This window comes from Pseudomonas sp. StFLB209, assembly GCF_000829415.1.
GTDB lineage: Bacteria > Pseudomonadota > Gammaproteobacteria > Pseudomonadales > Pseudomonadaceae > Aquipseudomonas.
In genome coordinates this window covers 1,721,260-1,741,819 of sequence record NZ_AP014637.1, presented here as the reverse complement: position 1 = coordinate 1,741,819, position 20,560 = coordinate 1,721,260, and the positions used below count along the sequence as shown (strand labels likewise).

Here is a 20,560-nt window from a genome sequence, read left to right as displayed (position 1 = left end):
ATTTACCCAGGCTTCGTCGCGCCCTGGCTAGGGCAACAGCGGCTGACCATTCGTCGCCGCGCCGCGATTGTTCTGTGCAGGTACATCGTCTAGGGTAAAGGCCTCACCAGACTGCACCGGCAGATGGGGCCCAATCTGATAAGGAATCCAAGCATGCGCCTAGCTGCACTCCCGTTGTTGTTCGCCCCGCTGTTGATGCCGGCCATGGCCCAGGCCGCCAACCTCGTCGTTTGCACCGAAGCCAGCCCCGAGGGCTTCGATGTCGTGCAATACAACTCGTTGACCACCACCAATGCCTCGGCTGATGTGCTGATGAACCGCCTGGTGGATTTCGACGCCCAAAGCGCCAGGCTGGTCCCGAGCCTGGCTGAAAGCTGGAGCGTCTCGGCCGATGGCCTGACTTATGACTTCAAACTGCGCAACGGGGTCAAGTTTCACAGCACCGAATACTTCAAGCCGAGCCGTGAGCTCAATGCCGATGACGTGCTGTTCAGTTTCAACCGGATGCTCGATGCGCAGAACCCATGGCACAAGATCGCCCAAAGTGGCTTTCCGCATGCCCAATCGATGCAGTTGCCTGCACTGATCAAGAAGATCGAAGCGCCCGACCCGCATACCGTACGCTTTGTGCTGAACCGCGCCGACGCCACCTTCCTGGCCACCTTGAGCATGGGCTTCGCCTCGATCTACTCGGCTGAATACACCGCGCAACTGCTCAAGGCCGGTACTCCGGAGAAACTCAACACCCAGCCGGTCGGTACCGGCCCGTTCGTGTTCAAACGCTTCCAGAAAGATGCCGTGGTGCGCTATGCCGGCAACCCGGACTACTTCGCCGGCAAGCCGGCCATCGACACCTTGGTCTATGCGATTACCACCGACGCCAACGTGCGTTTGCAGAAGGTGAAACGCAACGAGTGCCAGATCGCCCTGTCGCCCAAACCGCTGGATATCCAGGCCGCCAACGAGGACAAGAATCTCAAGGTCGAAAAGACCGAGGCCTTCATGACCGCTTTCGTGGCGATCAACAGCCAGCATCCGCCTTTTGACAAAGCCGAGGTACGCCAGGCCGTGAATCTGGCCTTCGACAAGGCCAACTACCTCAAGGCGGTGTTTGAAGGCACCGCCGAGAGCGCCGCCGGCCCTTACCCACCCAATACCTGGAGCTATGCCAAGGACCTGCCCGGCTACGCCCACGATATCGCCAAAGCCAAGACACTGGTGGCCAAGGCCGGGGTGAAGGAAGGCACCAGAACCACGATCTGGACCCGGCCATCGGGCAGCCTGCTCAACCCTAACCCGTCGCTGGGCGCCCAACTGCTGCAGGCAGACCTGAAGCAGATCGGTATTGATGCCGAGATCAAGATCATTGAATGGGGCGAGCTGATCCGCCGCGCCAAGGCCGGTGAGCATGACCTGCTGTTCATGGGTTGGGCGGGCGATAATGGCGACCCGGACAACTTCCTGACCCCGCAATTCTCTTGCGCTGCGGTGCAGTCGGGCACCAACTTCGCCCGCTACTGCGACAAGACCCTCGACAAGCTGATCAGCGATGGCAAGGCCACCAGCGACCAGGCTGCGCGCAGCAAGCTCTATGAGCAGGCGCAGGCGCAGATCCAGCAACAAGCCCTGTGGCTGCCTCTGGCGCACCCTACCGCCGCTGTACTGACCCGTAAGGAGGTCAGCGGCTATCAGGTCAACCCGTTTGGTCGTCAGGACTTCTACAAGGTACAGGTGAAGTAACCGGCCGCCCCACAGCGCTTGCCTGCGCCGGCAAGCGCTGCCCTGCCCGGCCCATCAAAGGCACAATCCTGCCATTGTCTCCTTCAGGGTGACAGTAAAACGCTTTTCAGCCGATTTATCCCGTTCAGGTAAATCCTTAATCTGTGTCCAAGTTGAACGCAACGCCACTTACCCCACAACTTCTCAGATAAAGGATCTACCCCATGGCCAACTTCACCTACAACCGCCTGAACAAAGACGACGCCGCTGTACTGCTGATCGACCACCAGACCGGCCTGATCTCGCTGGTGCAGGACTTCTCGCCCAACGAGTTCAAGAACAACGTGCTGGCGTTGGGTGACCTGGCCAAGTTCTTCGAGCTGCCAACCATCCTCACCACCAGCTTCGAGCAAGGCCCCAACGGCCCGCTGGTGCCGGAGCTCAAAGAGCAGTTCCCGGATGCGCCGTACATCGCCCGCCCTGGCCAGATCAACGCCTGGGACAACGAAGATTTCGTCAAGGCGATCAAGGCCACCGGCCGCAAGCAACTGATCATCGCCGGTGTCGTCACCGACGTGTGCGTGACCTTCCCGGTGCTGTCGGCCCTGGAAGAAGGTTTTGAAGTGTTTGTGGTGACCGATGCTTCCGGCACCTTCAATGAAACCGTGCAACAGGCCGCGTGGAACCGCATGAGCCAGGCTGGCGCCCAACTGATGAACTGGTTCTCGGTAGCCTGTGAGCTGCACCGCGACTGGCGCAACGACATCGAAGGCTTGGGTAACCTGCTGAGCCAGCGTATTCCCAACTACCGCAACCTGATGAACAGCTACTCGGCGCTGAGTGCGCGCTGAGTCCGAACAACCATCCAACAAAAAGCGGCGCCCATTCAGATGGGCGCCGCTTTGTTTGTCTGACGCGCGAGAGCGGTCAGAACTGGGTCCGCAGGGTCAGCGACAGGCTGCGAGGATCACCGTAGATCGCCCCGGCATAGAAGCCATAGCGGGTGAAGTAGTGCTTGTCGAACAGGTTGTTGGCGTTCAGGGTCAGTGCGGTGTCGTCCGTGATGTCATAGCGGGCCATGGCATTCCAGATCGCATAACCGGACCAGTTGACGTCGCTGGCGCTGCGGCTCACGCCGTTGGTGGGCTGGCCGGCCGGGGTCGACAGTGCGCGGATGTTGGTCTGTGCAGTCACACCGGTACCCACGGTCAGACGATCCAGCGCGCCAGACAGGTGGTAGGTGGTCGACAGTTTGAACAGGTGCGAAGGGTCACTGCGGCCGTCGGAATCGAGGCGCCGAAAGTGCAGCCAGGTGTAGCCGCCGTAGACGTTCCAGTTCGGCGTGATCGCCCCGGCCACTTCCAGATCGATACCGTTGGTTTCCACCCCGGAGCCGGCCTTGTAGGCCTGCGCGCCGGTCGGGGTCAGGCTGGCGCCATCGGTAACGGCCTTGTTGTCCTGCTGGGTGCGGAAATACGCAGCCTGGGCATTCAGGCGACCGTCGAACCACTCACCCTTGATCCCGGTTTCGTAGCTCTTGCCACGAATCGGCTCGATCTTGCTGCCGCCGGCGTCTTCCTGAGTCTGCGGGGTGAAAATGTCGGTATAGCTGGCATACAGCGAGTAGTTGTCATTGAGGTCATACACCGCGCCCAGATATGGGGTGACGATACCGTTCTCGCTCTGGCTGCTGCGTGCCCCGGAGGTGGCGATGGTCACTGCGTCATAGTTGCTGGTGCGCACCCCGGCAATCACCGACAGCGGATCGGTGATGCTGATCCGGGTTGCCGCATACATACCCTGCAGGCGCGTGGTGGTCTTGCTGTGCAGGCCGGTCTGGCGGGCATCGATGTAGTAATCGTCATTTACCCCGTTGCGCCAGTCGCTGAGCGCAAAACCGTTGTTGCCACGGAACTGGCAGCCCAGCGCTGGCGCACTGGTGCGCAGGGCGCTGGACATGGTGCAGCTGTATTGCGGCGACCAGGCCACGGTGCGGCTGTCGTTGTAGCCGAACATCGCCTGATGGGTACGGCCGAACAGCTGGAACGGGCCGCTCAGATCAATCTGGCCGGACTGTTGAGTGGTGTCAGTCGAGCTGTGCAGGCCATTGAGTACCGCACCGCTGCCATCGCGGTTGAAGTAACCGACATAATTGCCGCCCGACGACGAGTTGACCTTGGCCAGGCCGCGGTGGTTAAGGGCGTCGGTGGTGGTCTGCGCCAGATTGACGTTCAGGGTCCAGTCATTGTCGAAGCGATGGGTCAGCGAGCCGAACGCGGTACGGGTGGTGTACTCGCCAAAGCTCCAGCTCGGCACCACGTTGGTGCTGCGCGGCAGGTCGGTCTTGCTGCCGTCACCGTACCAGATCGGGATATTGGCACCCCAGCCGCCGCCGACAATCTTGTAATACTCATACTGAAAGCCGGCGCCAAGGGTGGTGGCGTCATCCAGATCGAACTCGACATTGGCCAGCGCTGCCCGCGAGCGGTCGGACTGCTCGTCGCGGAACGAGTTGGCCTCCTGCTGGGAAACCACAAAGCGCGAACGCAGACGACCATCTTCCGACAGCGGCAGGTTCAGGTCGGCGCCCAGGCGGGCCTTGTCCCAACTGCCATAGGTCACGTAGGCGCTGCCGCCGAACTCGCGGGTCGGACGCTTGCGGATCAGGTTGACGGTGGCTGACGGATCTCCGGTGCCGCCCAACAGGCCGTTGGCGCCGCGGACCACGTCCATGCGCTCGTACATGTCCATGTTCAGCGACGAACCGGCGCCGCTGAAATCCGACCCCCCCGGATACTGCAGGCCATCGACCTTCCAGTTGCTGATGGCGTAGCCACGGGCGCGGTACTCGGTACGCCCGCCGACCTCCAGCTTGCTCATGCTCACCCCCGGCGCGGCGTCCAGTGCCTGCTCCATATTGGTGATATTGCGGTCGGTCATCTGCTCCTGAGTGATGGTGGTCACCGACTGCGGGGTCTGCCTTGGGGTCAGCTTAAGGCCGGTGGAACTGCTGGTGCTTTTAACCGTGTAACCGGCCTGGCCGGTGGCATCCTGTTCGGTGTAGGCGCTGTCGCGGACATCAATGGCGTTGAGTTCGACAGCGTCGGCCGCGTTAACACTGTGACTGGCAATCAGTGCGCTCAGGCCCAGGCCGATCAGCACGTTAGAGCGCTTGAGGGTGAAAATGTCGGTAGGGTTGGCAGGGAGATGGAGGATGGTAGAAGAGGTGCTGCCCAAGTGAGTCATTGTAATCGCTTCGTGTTTGCAGTTAGGTTTTGATACGATTTTTATCAACCACCTCACTTCGCTGTACCGCGCGTATGTATGGGCTTGTAATGGAATGTAATGAGCGCGACACCTCGCCGCCCGGATTGCCACCACAATCAGGCGAAACCTTGCTGGTGGTCGATGATGATGACGAGATCCGCGAGCTGCTCTGCGACTACCTCAGCGAGGCCGGTTATCGTGTGTTGGCGGCTGCCGACGGTCAGCAGATGTGGCAGTGTCTGCGTGAGCAGACCGTAGACCTGTTGATCCTGGACCTGATGCTGCCCGGCGAGGACGGCCTGAGCCTGTGCCGCCAATTGCCACGCGATTCGAGCATGGGCGTGATCATGCTGTCGGCCCGGGGCGCAGCGCTGGACCGGGTGATCGGCCTGGAGGTCGGTGCCGACGACTACCTGGCCAAGCCGTTCGAGCCCCGTGAGTTGCTGGCGCGAATCAAGGCCGTGCTGCGGCGCGCGACGCGCCTGGCCCCCGAGTCCCCTGCCCGCCCGGACAAGACTCAGCACTTTGCCGGCTACCGGCTCGACCACGCCCGCCGCGAACTGACCCTGCCGGACCAGCGCCAGTTGCCGTTGCCACGCTCCGATTACCGTGTGCTCAGCGAGTTGCTCAATGCCCATGAAGAAGTGCTGACCCGTGAGCAGCTCACCCGCAGCGCCTTCGGCCGCGCCTATCAGCCCGACGACCGCTCGGTGGACATGTGCATCAGCCGGCTGCGTCAGTCATTCAAAAGCGATGAGCGTGCCAGCGTGCAGATTGTCACCATTCGCAATGAAGGCTATCTGTTGAGCATCACCGGTCCCGCGTCCTGAGATGCGGCGTTTTTTGCAATGACTGTGACGAAAAGCAGGCATATCGTCAGAAAAAACAGCGTGTAGCTTGAAATCCAGACAGGTAAGGCCTACCGTTGGCACCAGCTCATCTACCAGCCTTAGGGTGTCAGTGTAGAAGGAGTAACGGCCCCGTCCTCCTGTGGAGGGCGCGGCCAGCCTAACTCTCCTGACTGTAGCGCTCCCAACGCTGCTCCAGTTTCTTCTGCTGATGCTCTCGTTCGACTGGATAGGCCGTCCAAGGCAGGGTGTAGTCCTTGCGCTCTTCCAGCACCACCAAGTATTGGGCTTCGGCAAACCATATCAATACACGAGTAGTTGAGCCTTTCGGTTCACGCCAGATCTTTAGCCTTGTATCGGCAGCATTTTCTATTATTGGTCTGGGCCAGCGAATACGCTCGCAACGCCGCAAATCAGGCAGGCGCTCCGCTTCGTCGTGCCCCTCTGAAATCATGTGCCAAAACGTAGCCTCCTTGCCCTGAATAACCGGATGACGCTTCAAGCCAAGACGCTTACCAGCGAATACGGGTTTCGAAACCACAAAGTCGGCACAAAATATCTCGTAGATCGCATCCAGATAACGAGAAAAATCGCCACCATAAGCTTTCAGTTCTTCCAGTTCAGGCAGCCATCCCGGCAGGCTCATAAGTCTTGGCTCCCGCTCCAGAAGAACAGGTTGAACTTGGACTCACGCAGCAACGTGTTCTGCTTCAGGTTATAGCGGCTACGCTCGCGAATTCGCGCAATCAGTCGCTGCTTGGCTTCGCTGCCACACAGTCCGCGATGCAGGTAGGACAGCGCGCCAATGAGCAAGTCGGCCAACTGCAATTGTTCTGCCTCATGAGAGTGAATGCGCTGTACACGGCGGATTACCTTGCGAGAAAAGTCATAGGCGTTGTGGGCCAGCGCCTCGTGGAGTCTGGTGACCTTCTCATGCCCTAATGTGTCTTTGATATCGATGTAGACATGGTATCCAGCGTCTGGGTCGAAGATGGTCTTGAGCATCGAGAAATAAATCTTGTAGTACCAGTCGTCATGGCTTTGCCGGTACTGCCGGTGGTTGAGACAAGCCTTGTCGGCAACAACCAACGCACGAAAGTGCAGATCGTCATCGTCAAAAAAATAGTCGATACAGTCCAGGTAGAACTGTAGTTTGGCGGAGCCCACCTTGGTCCACTTGATTTCGAAATCGCGGGGCAGTTTATGTCTTGATTTGATTTCACGTAGACGCCGGGCGATCTCCAGGCGTTTTGCCTCTGGACACCAGACAGCGCCCAGCACCATGGCGCGCTGACCGTCATTCTCCAGGTGGCAGGATTCGTCACAATAGATATTGAAGGTTTCGTTCATTGCTGTACTGCTGGCCGTTAGGGTTGCCGAATGTACTCTGTTTGCTCATAGCCATGGGCCAGAGCGATCAGGCTTCAGTCATCGTTTTCCTGGCTCGCCTGCTCCAGTGTTTATTGACTCAGAGCCGTCCGAACGGCAAGGTGCAGACTTTCTGTCATCCGCAATGAAGGCTATCTGTTGAGCATCACCGGTCCCGCGTCCTGAGATGCGGCGCTTTCTGCAAAGGCTATGGCCCAAAACCCTGTTCGCCCAGTTGCTGGTGATCATGGTTTTTGGGGTGCTGGGCATTCAGCTGGCATCGAGCAGTATCTGGTTCGATGTGCGTTTTGCGCAGGTTCTGGAAGCGCCCGTACGGCTTATGGCGCGTGACACTGCGGCGATCATCGAGCAGATTGACTGCCGTGCGCCCGAACAGCTTCAGGTTCGCACCCATTACCAGTTGCGCTGCCTGTCAGATGCACCGCCCCGTGTGCCCGGCGGTGAACCCAGCCGCGCCCAGCGGCGCATTGAATTACTGCTCGGTCAGGCGTTGCGCATTGAAACCGGACGCGATTACCCGCTGCGCCTGCTCAGCGCGACCTTGACCGATACGCAGGGCCAGCCGATCGTTTGGCATAGCCTGTTCGGCCTGCGCACCGCCCAGGCGCATCTGCGCTTTGCGCTCCAGCTGCCGGACCAGCGCTGGCTGCACGTCGAGGCGCAGGAAATGCAGGGCTGGAGCGGCGAGTCGGCATGGGTGCTGATCGCCGATTATCTGTTGCGGGTGTATGCCCTGCGCATTCTGGCCGTGCTGGTGATCTGTCTGGTGGCGGTGCGTCTGTGCCTGCGCCCGCTCAAGCGTCTGGGCGAGGCTGCCATGGCGCTGGGCGACAACCTCGAACAGCCACCCTTGACCATCGAAGGCTCGCAAGAGGTTCGCCAGGCCGCGCTGGCCTTCAACAGCATGCAGCAGCGGCTCAAAGCCATGCTCGATGACCAGGCCTATTTCCTGGCAGCTGTATCCCACGACCTGCGTACCCCGCTGACCCGCATGCGTCTGCTGATCGAGCGGGTCAGCGAAGAGCGTCCTCGCGAGCGGCTGCGGCACAATATTGTCGAAATGGAGCGCATGATCGCCCAGGTGCTCGATTATTTGCAGAGCGCCGAGAAACACACCGTGCAGCCTGTCGATATCGACGAGCTGCTCGCTCGCTTGTGCGATGAGCTGTGCAGCGCTGAGGAACCCTTGCCGGTCAGCGGACGTGGCGGCGTGGTGCAGGTCAATGAGCTGTTGCTGCAACGTTGCCTGCAAAACCTGCTGAGCAATGCCTTGCGCTATGCCCGGCAGGTCAGTCTCAACGTGCAATCGGACGACCAGCACCTGCACATCGAGATCCTCGACCGCGGCCCCGGCATTGCCGAGCAACAGCTGCCAACCATCACCGACCCGTTCGTACGTGGTGAAGCCTCACGCAACCAGCGTTCCGGCGGCTACGGTCTGGGCCTGAGCATCGCCAAGCGCATCGCCATGCTGCATGGCGGCCGGCTGATGCTGCGTAACCGCGAGGCTGGCGGGCTTTCGGTCAGTGTGCTCCTGCCGCTACATCAGCCCGCGCTCCACCAGTGACAACGGCTCGCCCTCTCCGACGATCACATGGTCGAGCACCACCACATCCACCAGTGCCAGCGACTCCATAAGGCGCTTGGTCAGCTCGATGTCGGCCCGGCTTGGCTCGCTGACCCCGGAGGGGTGGTTATGGCACAGGATCAGGCTGGCCGAATTGTGTGCCAGGGCGCGTTTGACCACCTGGCGCGGGTGAACATAGGCCGCATTGATCGTTCCATGGAACAGTACCTCGAACGCCTGCACGCGATGCTTGCTGTCGAGAAACAGGCAGGCGAACACTTCGTGAGGCTCATGGCGCAGCTGTGATTTCAGATAGGTGCGAACCTGCTGCGGGTTTTCCAGCGCCGACGCATGGCGGACGCTTTCAGCCAGGTGCCGACGGGCCATTTCCAGCACCGCCTGAAGTTGGGAGAACTTCGCCGGGCCAAGCCCCAGGTGTGAACTGAAGGCATCGAGGTCGGCCTCCAGCAACGCGCGCAGGCTGCCGAATTCACTCAACAGATGCCGGGCCAGATCGACGGCACTTTTGCCTGAGACGCCGGTGCGCAGGAAAATGGCCAGCAGTTCTGCATCGGAAAGGCTCTGCGCGCCCATGCTCAGCAGACGCTCGCGCGGACGCTCCGCAGCAGGCCAGTCGCGGATACTCATGCACCACCTCCTTGTGTTCAGGCGCGGCGCAAACAAGGGGCCGCGCACGTCCCACAAGCTAGTACCGCAGATCGCAACGGCTCGCCAGCTTTTGCCGGGCCAGAGCCTCACGCGCTGACTTTTCCTACAGAGCTGTGGGCGCCGCTGCTCCACTGCGGACGCTGTGCTATCTTAGCCCGGATTTTTCTGCGGCTACCCGGCACCGGGGCTGCTGCGATTGCGCAACATTGATCAAGACAAGGCAGGCCTATGCAGCGGCTGTATCGAAAACGCATCGTTCTGGGCGTCGGCGGCGGCATCGCGGCCTACAAAAGCGCCGAACTGGTCCGCCGCTTGCGCGACCAGGGGGCCGAAGTGCGGGTCGTCATGACCAAGGGCGGAGCGGAGTTCATCACCCCTCTGACCATGCAGGCGCTCTCGGGACACCCCGTCCATCTGGAGCTGCTCGACCCGGCGGCAGAAGCCGCGATGGGGCATATCGAGCTGGCCCGCTGGGCGGACCTGATTCTCATCGCCCCGGCAACCGCTGACCTGATCGCCCGCCTGGCCCAGGGCATCGCCAATGACCTGTTGACCACTATTGTGCTGGCCACCGACGCCACCGTGGCGATTGCGCCGGCGATGAACCAGGCCATGTGGCGCGACAGCTCGGTGCAGGCCAACACACGGCAGCTCGAAGAGCGCGGCTGGAAAGTGTTCGGCCCGGCATCGGGCAGCCAGGCCTGCGGCGACGTGGGGTTTGGCCGGATGCTCGAGCCCGGCGAGCTGGCGATGTGCGCCGCCGAGTGCTTCCAGCGCCTGAGCCTGACCGGCCAGCACGTGGTGATCACTGCCGGGCCCACTCAGGAAAATATCGACCCGGTGCGTTACATCACCAACCACAGCTCCGGCAAGATGGGCCTTGCCCTGGCCGAAGCGGCCGTGGAAGCCGGCGCGCGGGTGACACTGATCACAGGTCCCGTCAGCCTGCCGACGCCGGACCGGGTCACGCGCATTGACGTGGTCAGCGCCCGCGACATGCTGGCCGCCTGCGAAGCAGCGATTCCGTGCGATCTGTTCATTGCCTCGGCCGCCGTGGCCGACTACCGCCCGGAAGTGGTCGCCCCGCACAAACTCAAGAAAGACCCCAGCACCGGCGACGGCCTGTTGCTGCAGATGGTCCGTAACCCCGACATCCTGGCGACCATCGCGACCCGCCCGGATCGTCCGTTCAGTGTCGGTTTTGCCGCCGAGACCGAGCATTTGCTCGACTATGCTGCACGCAAGCTCAAGGACAAGAATCTCGATCTGATTGTCGCCAACGATGTCGCCAACCCCAGCATCGGCTTCAATAGTGAAGAAAACGCCTGCAGCGTGATCGACCGGGCGTTGCATGCAACGCTCTTTGCCCAGACCAGCAAAGGCAAGATTGCCCGCCAGCTGATCTCTTTTATCGCCGAACGCATGAATCAGGTTTAACTACGAATGCACGCTCTACAAGCCAAGATCCTCGACCCCCGCATTGGCAGCGACTTCCCTCTTCCGGCCTACGCCACCAGCGGCTCGGCTGGCCTTGACCTGCGCGCCATGCTGCAGCAGGACACCGTGCTGGAGCCCGGCCAGACCCTGCTGATTCCCACTGGCCTGTCGATCTACGTCGAAGACCCGGGCCTGGCCGCGCTGATTCTGCCGCGTTCGGGGCTGGGCCATAAGCACGGCATCGTGCTGGGCAACCTGGTCGGCCTGATCGACTCCGATTATCAGGGCGAACTGATGGTCTCGTGCTGGAACCGCGGCCAGACTCCGTTCACCATCGCGGTTGGCGAGCGCATCGCGCAGTTGGTGCTGGTGCCGGTGGTGCAGGCCCGTTTCGAGCTGGTCGAGGAGTTCCAGCAGACCCAGCGCGGTGCCGGCGGCTTCGGTCACTCAGGCAGTCATTGACAGATTTGCACAGGCAACCCCGGATTCAGGACGAATAATCGGAGAGCAGTCGGGTGGAAGGCAGTCAGCGCAGCATCAACCAGCATTCGTCTGCCGAAGGGCAAAAGCCTTCTGCTTCTGCCTTGCACGCCTTGCTGCCCGGTCTGATTCCGGCGTTTGCCGGCCTGGCGGCGGCGCTGGTACTGATCACCGTCGGCCTGGCCAGCAGCCCGCAACAGCATGACCAGCAGATCCAGGCCTGGGGTAACAGCCAGGCGCTGGCGATCAATCTGGCCTTGCGCCAGATCGGTGCCGACACCCAGGCGGCCGCCAACAATCCCGCCCTGTTGCAGGCCCTGCAGAGTCATGATGAGCAGGCCCGCAGCGCTGTGCAGGAGCGGCTGCGTTACTGGGACGGCCTGATTGGCGCACGGATCGATGCCAAAGGCCTGGCCGACATCGACACCCAGAGCAGCTTGCCGGTCAGCTACTCGACCCTGGACCTGCTCAACAAGGCGATTCAGGGTCAGGCACCGGTGCCGGAGGCACGCAAGATCGGCGAGCGCTGGGTCATTTACAGCGTGGCAGCGCTGCGCAGCGACCCGAGCCAGCCGGCCAGCGGCACCTTGTTGCTGGCCTTCGACCCCAAGCGTCTGCTCAACGCCATTCCAGGCATTCCCGAAGACGCCGGGCAAGTGGTGTTAAGCCAGCAGTTCGGCAACGGCCCGGAGCAGGTTTTCCTGCAGCGCGGGCTGGCCGGTGCCGGCAAGCCGCAGGTTTTCGAGACCGGCTATCCGGGCTGGCGGCTTGAATTCACCCCAGGTCCGGCCTTGCACAACCCGATCCCCTGGCTATTGCTCGGCCTGGCTTTGCTGGTCGCCCTGGCGGGCAGCGTGCTGGGGCTGTACCTAAACGAGCGCCGCCTGCAAAGGCTGATCGTCGACGACACCCGGCAACTGGATCAACTGGTGCAAGAACTCTCTCGCGGAAAAACCGTCAAACCCTTCGGTTTGAGCCTCCCTGCCCTGCAAGGACTGGCTCAGGCCCTTGCCCGTCTTTCGCTGTACACCGCGCCTCACGCGGCTACTGGCGACAGAAGCGGCGCAAAACCCGACACCTCTGAAGGCAGCGTTGCAGTATCGCCCCCGGCCGCCAAGCCTGGCACCGCCTGGAGCGATCCGCTGTTCCAGAACACCGATATCCTTGATATCGACATTCTCGACGACAACCAGGATCTCCCGAGATCGGAGCACACCCTCTTTATGAACAGCCCAGCATCCGTGGCACCCCAGCTTCCCGAGTCGATCTTCCGCGCCTATGACATTCGCGGTGTGGTCGGCGATACCCTGCACGCTGAAACCGCCTACTGGATCGGTCGGGCCATCGGCGCCCAGAGCCTGGCCGAGAACGAACCCAACGTCAGCGTGGGTCGCGATGGCCGTCTGTCTGGCCCGGAACTGTCACAACAACTGATTCAGGGGCTGCATGACGCCGGTTGTCATGTCAGCGATGTCGGCCTGGTCCCGACTCCGGCGCTGTACTACGCCGCCAACGTGCTGGCCGGCAAGACTGGCGTGATGCTCACCGGCAGCCACAACCCCAAGGACTACAACGGTTTCAAGATCGTCATCGCAGGCGACACCCTGGCCAACGAACAGATCCAGGCCCTGCTTGAGCGCATCAAAACCAACAACCTGACCGAGCAAAAAGGCAGCATCACCAAGGTCGACATCCTCGAGCGCTACTACCAGCAGATCACCCAGGACATCGCCCTGGCCCGCCGCCTCAAGGTGGTGGTCGACTGCGGCAACGGCGCTGCCGGGGTCATCGCGCCGCGGCTGATTGAAGCGCTGGGCTGTGAAGTGATTTCCCTGTTCGAGGAAGTCGACGGCAATTTCCCTAACCACCACCCCGATCCGGGCAAGCTGGAAAACCTTCAGGACCTGATTGCCAAGGTCAAGGAAACCGGCGCCGACCTGGGCCTTGCCTTCGACGGCGACGGCGACCGTGTGGGGGTGGTGACCAACGAGGGCAATGTGGTCTTCCCTGACCGCCTGCTGATGCTGTTCGCGCTGGACGTGCTGGAGCGCAATCCGGGCGCCGACATCATCTTCGACGTCAAGTGCACCCGCCGCCTGACCCCGTTGATCAGTGAGCACGGCGGTCGTCCGGTGATGTGGAAAACCGGCCACTCGCTGATCAAGAAACAAATGAAGAAAAGCGGCGCGTTGCTGGCGGGCGAGATGAGCGGCCACATCTTCTTCAAGGAGCGTTGGTTCGGTTTCGATGACGGTATCTACAGCGCTGCACGGCTGCTGGAAATCCTCAGCCAGAAAACCGAAACCGCCGAACAGCTGTTCGCCTCTTTCCCGGATGACGTTTCCACCCCAGAGATCAATATTAAGGTGACCGATGTCACCAAGTTCAGCATCATTGAGGCTCTGGAGAAACAGGCCCAGTGGGGCGACGCCAAACTGACCAGCATCGACGGTGTCCGTGTCGATTATCCGAAAGGCTGGGGTCTGGTGCGTGCGTCCAACACCACGCCGGTGCTGGTGCTGCGCTTCGAAGCCGAAACCGAGGCTGAATTGCAGCGCATCCAGAACGTTTTCCATACCGAGCTCAAGAAAGTTGCGCCGGACCTCGACTTGCCGTTCTGATAGTTTGATCTTTGACTGGAGCCCCGAATGACCCTCGAACGTGATGCCGCTTCTAACGTCGCCAAGGTATTGTCCGAAGCACTGCCATACATCCGCCGTTTCGTTGGCAAGACGCTGGTAATCAAGTACGGCGGCAACGCCATGGAAAGCGAAGAGCTGAAAACCGGCTTTGCGCGCGATATCGTGCTGATGAAAGCGGTCGGTATCAACCCGGTGGTCGTTCACGGCGGCGGTCCGCAGATCGGTGACCTGCTCAAGCGCCTGTCCATTGAAAGCCACTTCATCGACGGCATGCGGGTGACCGACTCGCAGACCATGGATGTGGTGGAAATGGTCCTCGGCGGCCAGGTCAACAAAGACATCGTCAACCTGATCAACCGTCATGGTGGCAGCGCCATCGGCCTGACCGGCAAGGACGCCGAGCTGATTCGTGCGAAGAAGCTCACCGTTACCCGCCAGACGCCGGAAATGACCAAGGCCGAAATCATCGACATCGGTCACGTTGGCGAAGTGGTCGGGGTCAATACCGACCTGCTGAACATGCTGGTCAAGGGCGACTTCATCCCGGTGATCGCGCCGATCGGTGTCGGCCCGAACGGTGAGTCGTACAACATCAATGCCGATCTGGTCGCCGGCAAGGTTGCCGAAGCCCTCAAGGCCGAGAAACTGATGCTGCTGACCAACATTGCCGGCCTGATGGACAAGCAAGGTGAAGTCCTGACCGGCCTGACCACCGAACAGGTCGATGGCCTGATCGCTGACGGCACCATCTACGGCGGCATGCTGCCGAAGATCCGTTGCGCGCTGGAAGCGGTGCAGGGCGGCGTACACAGCTCGCACATCATCGATGGCCGTGTGCCCAATGCCGTACTGCTGGAAATCTTCACCGACAGCGGCGTGGGTACGCTGATCACCAACCGCAAGCGTCACTGATTGCGGTCATTGCGATAATAAAAAGGCCCCGTCAGTGCGAACTGACGGGGCCTTTTTACTGCGTTACTGCAGCAGGCTGGAGACCCGCACCCGCAACTGGGCGAAGTCTGACTCTGCCTGCTGACGCGCCTGCTGATAACGACTGATCTCGGCCTTGAGCGCATTGTGCTGATCGCGCAGGTCGTTCATCTGGTCAATCAGGTTCTGCGGCACCGCCCGCCCTGCCCGTTCCAGATCGGCGGCCTGGCCCTGCAGGCTGGCCTGCTGGGCAGCCAGGCCCTGGGTATTGCCTTGGGCCACGCCGATCAGCGCGTCGATCTCTGCCAGCTTGCGAGCCTTGGCGCGCTCGACATCATCGACACTGCGATACTGGCGCAATAACTGCGCATCGGCACCGGCCTGGGCCTTGGCCGCCTCGGCCTGACGAATCTGCTCGGCACTGGGGGCCGGCGGGACTACCTGTACCACTCGCCCCTGGGCGTTGAGTACCTGATAGCCTTTGCCTGCGTACTCCGGCGGCACGCCCTGGCGATCCATGACGGTTATGCCACGGCTGTCGACATAGCGATAGAGCAGCACCTCAGGAGGCTCGGCAGCCATTGCCGCACCCTGGCCAAAGCTGACCAGCAGCAACACCAGCCCGGTAGCCTGCACGACGCGCCGCGACGTGCTGCTCAGGTTTCGATCACTGCGGTGCTTCGCCCAGCCGGTCATAGGTTTCCCTCAGACGCCGTATTGCGCCCGGTACGCTTGCACTGCAGGCAGGTGTTGCTTGAGTTGTGGGTCGTCGGCGAGAAATTCCAGCACCTGGTTGAGCGAGACGATGCTCACGACCGGAATGCCGAAGTCGCGCTCGACTTCCTGAATCGCCGACAACTCGCCGTTGCCACGCTCCTGGCGGTTCATCGCGATCAGCACGCCGGCCGCCGTAGCGTCCTGGGCCTGGATGATCTGCATGACCTCACGAATCGCGGTGCCGGCGGTAATCACGTCATCAATGATCAGCACATTGCCGGTCAAAGGTGCGCCGACCAGGCTGCCGCCCTCGCCGTGGGCCTTGGCTTCCTTGCGGTTGAAGCACCAGGGCAGGTCCCGGTCGTGATGCTCGGCCAGCGACACGGCGGTAGCGGCCGCCAGCGGAATGCCTTTGTAGGCCGGGCCGAACAGCACGTCGAAGTCGATCCCGCTGTCAACGATCGCCGAGGCGTAGAACCGCCCCAGTTGCGCCAGTGCGGCGCCGCTGTTGAACAGACCGGCATTGAAGAAGTAAGGGCTGGTGCGCCCTGACTTGAGAGTGAACTCACCGAAGCGCAGCACGCCGCGATCGATGGCAAAACGAATGAAATCGCGTTGATACGCTTGCATGAAAAAGCCCTGAAAGCACGGATTTAGCTAATTGATTAGACCTCGGGTATCATACACGCACGTGATTTTTGGGGCCATTTATGCGGATCATCAGTGTGAACGTAAATGGCATTCAGGCTGCAGTCGAGCGTGGTTTGCTCAGCTGGCTGCAAGCTCAGAATGCCGACGTCATCTGCCTTCAGGACACCCGCGCCTCCGCCTTTGAACTGGATGATCCAGCCTACCAGCTGGATGGTTACTTCCTGTATGCATGCGAAGCCGAGGTGCCTGCCCAGGGCGGCGTGGCGCTTTACTCGCGGTTGCAGCCAAAGGCGGTCATCAGCGGTCTGGGTTTCGAGACCGCTGACCGCTACGGGCGTTACCTGCAGGCAGATTTCGACAAAGTCAGCATTGCCACCCTGTTGTTGCCTTCGGGCATGAACGGCGATGAAGACCTGAATCAGAAATTCAAGCTTATGGATGACTTCGGCAAGTATCTGGACAAGCAGCGTCGCAAGCGCCGCGAGTACATTTACTGCGGTTCGCTGTATGTTGCCCAGCAGAAGCTCGACATCAAGAACTGGCGCGACAGTCAGCAGTCGCCAGGCTTCCTTGCGCCGGAGCGCGCCTGGATGGACGAGATCGTCGGCAATATGGGTTATGTGGATGCACTGCGTGAAGTCAATCGTGAAGGCGATCAGTACAGCTGGTGGCCGGACAGCGAACAGGCCGAGATGCTCAATCTGGGCTGGCGCTTCGACTATCAGATTCTGACACCGGGCCTGCGCCGTTTCGTACGCAGCGCACGCCTGCCTCGCCAGCCGCGCTTCTCGCAGCACGCGCCGCTGATCGTGGACTACGACTGGACACTGACCACCTGATTGAGGGTCAGCCACCGGACGACAAAAAGCCGACATGATGTCGGCTTTTTATTGGGCGAAGGCTTGGGTCTACGCCGTAGGAGCGGCTTTAGCCGCGAAGCCTTCGCAGCTAAAGCTGCTCCTACAGCGGGCGCCAGGTGAACGGGTAGCGGTAGTTCAGGCCGTCATTGGCTTTTACGCCGCCAATGATGGTCAGCACCAAGGCGCCCAGGCCGACCAGCATCAACAGCGGTATGCCGATCACCACGAACACCAGCATGAAGCTGATGGTCGCGGCAATGCTGACGGTGATCTGGAAGTTCAGCGCTTCACGGCCCTGAGCGTCGATAAACGGGTCGGACTCTTTCTTGAGCTGCCAGAGCACCAGCGGCCCCAGCAGGTTGCCGAACGGAAAGACCAGCCCGAAAAACGCCGACAGATGACAAAGCATCGCCCACTGCCGCGCTTGCGGGCCTGGCTTGTGCAGCGAGGGTTGTTGGCTGTCGGTCATTTCAGGTCCCCGGGTCGGTGTCTCAGTCAGCCAGCGCGGCGCGCTGCAGTTCGAATATTTCGGCCATGCCTTTGCGTGCCAGTTCCAGCATCGCGTTGAGTTCTTCGGGCTGGAACGGCGCACCTTCGGCGGTGCCCTGGACTTCGATGAAGCCGCCGGCACTGGTCATCACCACGTTAAGGTCGGTTTCGGCGGCGGAGTCTTCGGGGTAATCCAGGTCAAGTACCGGCTCGCCCTGATAGATACCGACCGACACGGCGCCGACCATCTGCTTGAGCGGATCGCCCGCCTTCAGGCCGCCGCGTTTCTTGACCACTTTGAGGGCGTCGATCAGTGCGACCATGGAACCGGTGATCGACGCGGTTCGGGTGCCGCCATCGGCCTGGATCACGTCGCAGTCGACGTACAGGGTGATGTCGCCCAGCTTGGACATGTCCAGTGCCGCGCGCAACGAACGGCCGATCAGGCGCTGGATTTCGAGGGTCCGGCCGCCCTGCTTGCCACGACTGGCTTCGCGCTGGTTACGCTCGCCGGTGGCGCGCGGCAGCATGCCGTATTCGGCGGTCAGCCAGCCCTGGCCCTGGCCTTTGAGGAAACGCGGTACGCCGTTTTCGACGCTGACCGTGCAGATGACCTTGGTGTCCCCGAACTCGACCAGTACAGAGCCCTCGGCGTGTTTGGTGTAGTTGCGGGTGATACGGATCGGGCGCAGTTGATCGGCAGCGCGACCACTTGGACGTTTCATCTGGCAATACCTGTACAGGACGGAAAACTGCCGAGCATTATAGGGGCTGTCGAGCTTCAATCGCGAATTGCTTTGCCTGACCGGTCGCGATCCATAAATACCGGAACCCTGACCAGCGGCCGGCATCTGTATGCATCAGCCGTTTGGGCGCCAGCCTCGCCTGCGTTACAATCCTGCGCTTTTGCAGCCTGTCGACTTTCACGACTTCCACGCCGCCTGCGACCGGGCTGCGCGTGGGACTCAATAGAGGTACACCCCATGGTGCACAGCATGACCGCCTTTGCCCGCGCCGAACAGGCCGGAACCCAAGGCACCCTGAGCTGGGAGCTGCGCTCGGTCAACCACCGCTACCTCGAACCCCACCTGCGCTTGCCTGAAGCGTTCCGCGACCTGGAAGGTGCGATTCGTGAAGCGCTGCGTCAAGGGCTGTCACGGGGCAAGGTCGAGTGCACCTTGCGCTTTGTCGAAGAAACGGCCGGCAAACCGCTCCAGGTTGACCGCGAGCGTGCGGCGCAACTGGTCGCCGCCGCCGAGCAGGTTGCCGCGCTGATCCAGCAACCGGCCCCGCTCAACCCGCTGGAAGTACTGGCCTGGCCTGGGGTGTTGGTCGGCGACGCGGCTGATCCCCAGGCACTGAACAGCGCTGCGCTGGCGCTGTTCAGCCAAGCGCTCGAGGAGCTGAAAAACGGTCGGGCGCGTGAAGGCGCGGGCCTGGCAGCGCTGCTCAGCGAGCGACTGGACGCCATCAGCCAGGAAGTCACCACCCTGCGCGCTCTGGTGCCGCAGATGCTGGCTGCGCAGCGGCAGAAGATCCTCGACCGCTTCAATGACATGAAGGCCGAGCTGGACCCGCAGCGCCTGGAGCAGGAAATGGTCCTGCTCGCCCAGAAAAGCGACGTTGCCGAAGAGCTCGACCGTCTCAACACCCATGTCACGGAAGTGCGCCGGGTGCTCAAGACCGGCGGGCAGGCCGGGCGGCGCCTGGACTTCCTGATGCAGGAGCTCAACCGCGAGGCCAACACGCTGGGCTCCAAGGCGTTCGATCCTCGCAGCACCCAGGCCGCGGTCAACCTCAAGGTGTTGATCGAGCAGATGCGCGAACAAGTGCAGAATATTGAGTAAGGCTGAACCCCAAATGACCCATAGTACCGGCACCCTGTATATCGTTTCCGCCCCGTCCGGGGCAGGCAAGACCAGCCTGGTCACGGCGCTGATCGCCGACGAGCCGCAAATTCGCGTTTCCGTCTCGCACACCACGCGCGCCATGCGCCCGGGCGAAACCAACGGGGTGAACTACCACTTCGTCGAGCGCGCCGAGTTTCTGCGCATGATCGAGCAGGGCGATTTCCTGGAGCAGGCCGAAGTGTTCGGCAACCTCTATGGCACCTCGCAGAGCAGCCTGCAGCAAGTGCTCGATGCCGGTCACGACCTGATTCTGGAAATCGACTGGCAGGGCGCTGAACAAGTGCGCAACCTGATGCCCGACGCACGCTCGATCTTCATTTTGCCGCCCAGCCGCGAAGCGCTGCGCCAGCGCTTGAACAACCGTGGCCAGGACAGCGACGAGATCATCGAAGGGCGGATGCGCGAAGCGGTCAGCGAGATGAGTCATTACGCCGCTTATGACTACCTGGTGATCAACGACAATTTTGACGTCGCGCTGCAGGATCTGAAAGCCATTTTCCGTGCCAACCGTTTGAGTCAGGCGCATCAGGCGCGTCAGCACCAAGAGCTGCTCAGCCAATTGCTGGCCTGAATCGGCCCGCTTGTGGCTTGCCGCTTGAAGCTTGCTACCGACCGCTTGTACACTACCGAGTCCGCTCGCCCATCCGGGCACCGCGCATACGCATTTGCTACGAGGAATACCATGGCCCGCGTGACTGTTGAAGACTGCCTGGAACACGTCGATAACCGCTTCGAGCTGGTCATGCTCGCTACCAAGCGTTCGCGTCAGCTCGCCACTGGCGGCAAAGAGCCCAAGCTGGCTTGGGAAAACGACAAGCCTACCGTACTTGCCCTGCGCGAAATCGCCGCCGGCCTGATCGACAATGCAGTGATCGCCGAAGCTGAAATCGTCGAAGACGAGCCATTGTTTGCCGCCTTCGAGGACGAGTCCAGCGAGGCCGTTTAAGCCTATGCCGGGTCGATGTGGTACGGCGCAGGGTAAGAG

Annotated in this window: 20 protein-coding genes; 12 read left to right on the top strand and 8 right to left on the bottom strand. The window is 61.4% G+C overall.

Features of this window, described 5'->3' with window-relative positions; translation table 11 throughout:
- Positions 1–153: 153 nt before the first annotated feature.
- Positions 154–1,740 (top strand): ABC transporter substrate-binding protein, encoded by a 1,587-nt coding sequence (locus PSCI_RS08080; protein ID WP_045485074.1) that lies wholly within the window; start codon positions 154–156, stop codon positions 1,738–1,740.
- Positions 1,741–1,943: 203 nt separating this feature from the next.
- A complete protein-coding gene (gene ycaC / locus PSCI_RS08075) occupies positions 1,944–2,570 on the top strand; it encodes an isochorismate family cysteine hydrolase YcaC (protein WP_045485072.1) in 627 nt (208 codons plus the stop codon).
- 76 nt (positions 2,571–2,646) lie between these two features.
- On the opposite strand, the gene PSCI_RS08070 is transcribed toward ycaC, so the two are convergent.
- Positions 2,647–4,965, bottom strand: coding sequence for a TonB-dependent siderophore receptor (locus PSCI_RS08070; protein WP_084709892.1), 2,319 nt, complete (start codon positions 4,963–4,965; stop codon positions 2,647–2,649).
- Positions 4,966–5,054: 89 nt separating this feature from the next.
- Between PSCI_RS08070 and PSCI_RS08065 the strand changes: the two genes are divergently transcribed.
- A complete protein-coding gene (locus PSCI_RS08065; protein WP_045485070.1) occupies positions 5,055–5,816 on the top strand; it encodes a response regulator in 762 nt (253 codons plus the stop codon).
- A gap of 178 nt (positions 5,817–5,994) precedes the next feature.
- Here PSCI_RS08065 and PSCI_RS08060 read toward each other — a convergent pair whose 3' ends face one another.
- Both PSCI_RS08060 and PSCI_RS08055 read right to left on the bottom strand, forming a co-directional pair.
- Entirely contained in the window at positions 5,995–6,480 is a 486-nt protein-coding gene (locus tag PSCI_RS08060; RefSeq protein WP_045485068.1) for a hypothetical protein, read from the bottom strand.
- Positions 6,477–7,184: a DUF3800 domain-containing protein gene (locus tag PSCI_RS08055; RefSeq protein WP_045485065.1), complete on the bottom strand. Its 708-nt coding sequence runs from the start codon at positions 7,182–7,184 to the stop codon at positions 6,477–6,479. Before PSCI_RS08055 ends, PSCI_RS08060 begins: the two co-directional genes overlap by 4 nt.
- A gap of 205 nt (positions 7,185–7,389) precedes the next feature.
- On the opposite strand from PSCI_RS08055, the gene PSCI_RS08050 reads away from it, so the two are divergent.
- Positions 7,390–8,790 carry an ATP-binding protein gene (locus PSCI_RS08050; RefSeq protein ID WP_045485062.1) on the top strand — a complete coding sequence of 467 codons (1,401 nt, stop codon included), beginning with the start codon at positions 7,390–7,392 and terminating at the stop codon, positions 8,788–8,790.
- On the opposite strand, the gene radC is transcribed toward PSCI_RS08050, so the two are convergent.
- On the bottom strand, positions 8,764–9,438 hold the full coding sequence (gene radC / locus PSCI_RS08045) for a RadC family protein (RefSeq protein WP_045485059.1): 675 nt from the start codon (positions 9,436–9,438) through the stop codon (positions 8,764–8,766). The two genes, PSCI_RS08050 and radC, sit on opposite strands and share 27 nt — an antisense overlap.
- A gap of 249 nt (positions 9,439–9,687) precedes the next feature.
- Between radC and coaBC the strand changes: the two genes are divergently transcribed.
- Genes coaBC through argB form a run of 4 tightly spaced genes read left to right on the top strand, consistent with a single transcriptional unit; the run spans position 9,688 to position 14,930 of the window.
- Positions 9,688–10,896 carry a bifunctional phosphopantothenoylcysteine decarboxylase/phosphopantothenate--cysteine ligase CoaBC gene (coaBC, locus tag PSCI_RS08040; protein ID WP_045485057.1) on the top strand — a complete coding sequence of 403 codons (1,209 nt, stop codon included), beginning with the start codon at positions 9,688–9,690 and terminating at the stop codon, positions 10,894–10,896.
- 6 nt (positions 10,897–10,902) lie between these two features.
- The gene (dut, locus tag PSCI_RS08035; RefSeq protein WP_045485054.1) at positions 10,903–11,358 is read left to right on the top strand and encodes a dUTP diphosphatase; all 456 of its coding nucleotides are present in this window, start codon (positions 10,903–10,905) and stop codon (positions 11,356–11,358) included.
- Between the two features lie 53 nt (positions 11,359–11,411).
- Positions 11,412–13,997 carry a phosphomannomutase/phosphoglucomutase gene (locus PSCI_RS30045; protein ID WP_045485051.1) on the top strand — a complete coding sequence of 862 codons (2,586 nt, stop codon included), beginning with the start codon at positions 11,412–11,414 and terminating at the stop codon, positions 13,995–13,997.
- A gap of 27 nt (positions 13,998–14,024) precedes the next feature.
- A complete protein-coding gene (gene argB / locus PSCI_RS08025) occupies positions 14,025–14,930 on the top strand; it encodes an acetylglutamate kinase (RefSeq protein WP_045485049.1) in 906 nt (301 codons plus the stop codon).
- Positions 14,931–14,993: 63 nt separating this feature from the next.
- Here argB and PSCI_RS08020 read toward each other — a convergent pair whose 3' ends face one another.
- Together PSCI_RS08020 and pyrE are read right to left on the bottom strand one after the other, a co-directional pair.
- Positions 14,994–15,530: a DUF4124 domain-containing protein gene (locus PSCI_RS08020; RefSeq protein WP_084710211.1), complete on the bottom strand. Its 537-nt coding sequence runs from the start codon at positions 15,528–15,530 to the stop codon at positions 14,994–14,996.
- 123 nt (positions 15,531–15,653) lie between these two features.
- Positions 15,654–16,295, bottom strand: a complete 642-nt coding sequence (gene pyrE, locus PSCI_RS08015; protein WP_045485047.1) for an orotate phosphoribosyltransferase — start codon at positions 16,293–16,295, stop codon at positions 15,654–15,656.
- An 80-nt stretch (positions 16,296–16,375) separates the two neighbouring features.
- On the opposite strand from pyrE, the gene PSCI_RS08010 reads away from it, so the two are divergent.
- Positions 16,376–17,155 carry an exodeoxyribonuclease III gene (locus PSCI_RS08010; RefSeq protein ID WP_045485044.1) on the top strand — a complete coding sequence of 260 codons (780 nt, stop codon included), beginning with the start codon at positions 16,376–16,378 and terminating at the stop codon, positions 17,153–17,155.
- Positions 17,156–17,276: 121 nt separating this feature from the next.
- Here PSCI_RS08010 and PSCI_RS08005 read toward each other — a convergent pair whose 3' ends face one another.
- Together PSCI_RS08005 and rph are read right to left on the bottom strand one after the other, a co-directional pair.
- Positions 17,277–17,645 carry a DUF4870 domain-containing protein gene (locus PSCI_RS08005; RefSeq protein WP_045485041.1) on the bottom strand — a complete coding sequence of 123 codons (369 nt, stop codon included), beginning with the start codon at positions 17,643–17,645 and terminating at the stop codon, positions 17,277–17,279.
- 22 nt (positions 17,646–17,667) lie between these two features.
- Positions 17,668–18,390 carry a ribonuclease PH gene (rph, locus tag PSCI_RS08000; RefSeq protein WP_045485038.1) on the bottom strand — a complete coding sequence of 241 codons (723 nt, stop codon included), beginning with the start codon at positions 18,388–18,390 and terminating at the stop codon, positions 17,668–17,670.
- A 258-nt stretch (positions 18,391–18,648) separates the two neighbouring features.
- Here rph and PSCI_RS07995 point away from each other — a divergent pair, with 258 nt between their 5' ends.
- The 3 genes from PSCI_RS07995 to rpoZ all read left to right on the top strand — a co-directional run bounded on the left by PSCI_RS07995 (position 18,649) and on the right by rpoZ (position 20,521).
- Positions 18,649–19,512 (top strand): YicC/YloC family endoribonuclease, encoded by an 864-nt coding sequence (locus PSCI_RS07995; RefSeq protein WP_045485034.1) that lies wholly within the window; start codon positions 18,649–18,651, stop codon positions 19,510–19,512.
- Positions 19,513–19,525: 13 nt separating this feature from the next.
- The gene (gmk, locus tag PSCI_RS07990; RefSeq protein WP_045485031.1) at positions 19,526–20,146 is read left to right on the top strand and encodes a guanylate kinase; all 621 of its coding nucleotides are present in this window, start codon (positions 19,526–19,528) and stop codon (positions 20,144–20,146) included.
- Positions 20,147–20,257: 111 nt separating this feature from the next.
- Complete coding sequence (rpoZ, locus tag PSCI_RS07985) at positions 20,258–20,521, top strand: DNA-directed RNA polymerase subunit omega (protein ID WP_045485028.1); 264 nt, start codon at positions 20,258–20,260, stop codon at positions 20,519–20,521.
- Positions 20,522–20,560 lie beyond the last annotated feature (39 nt).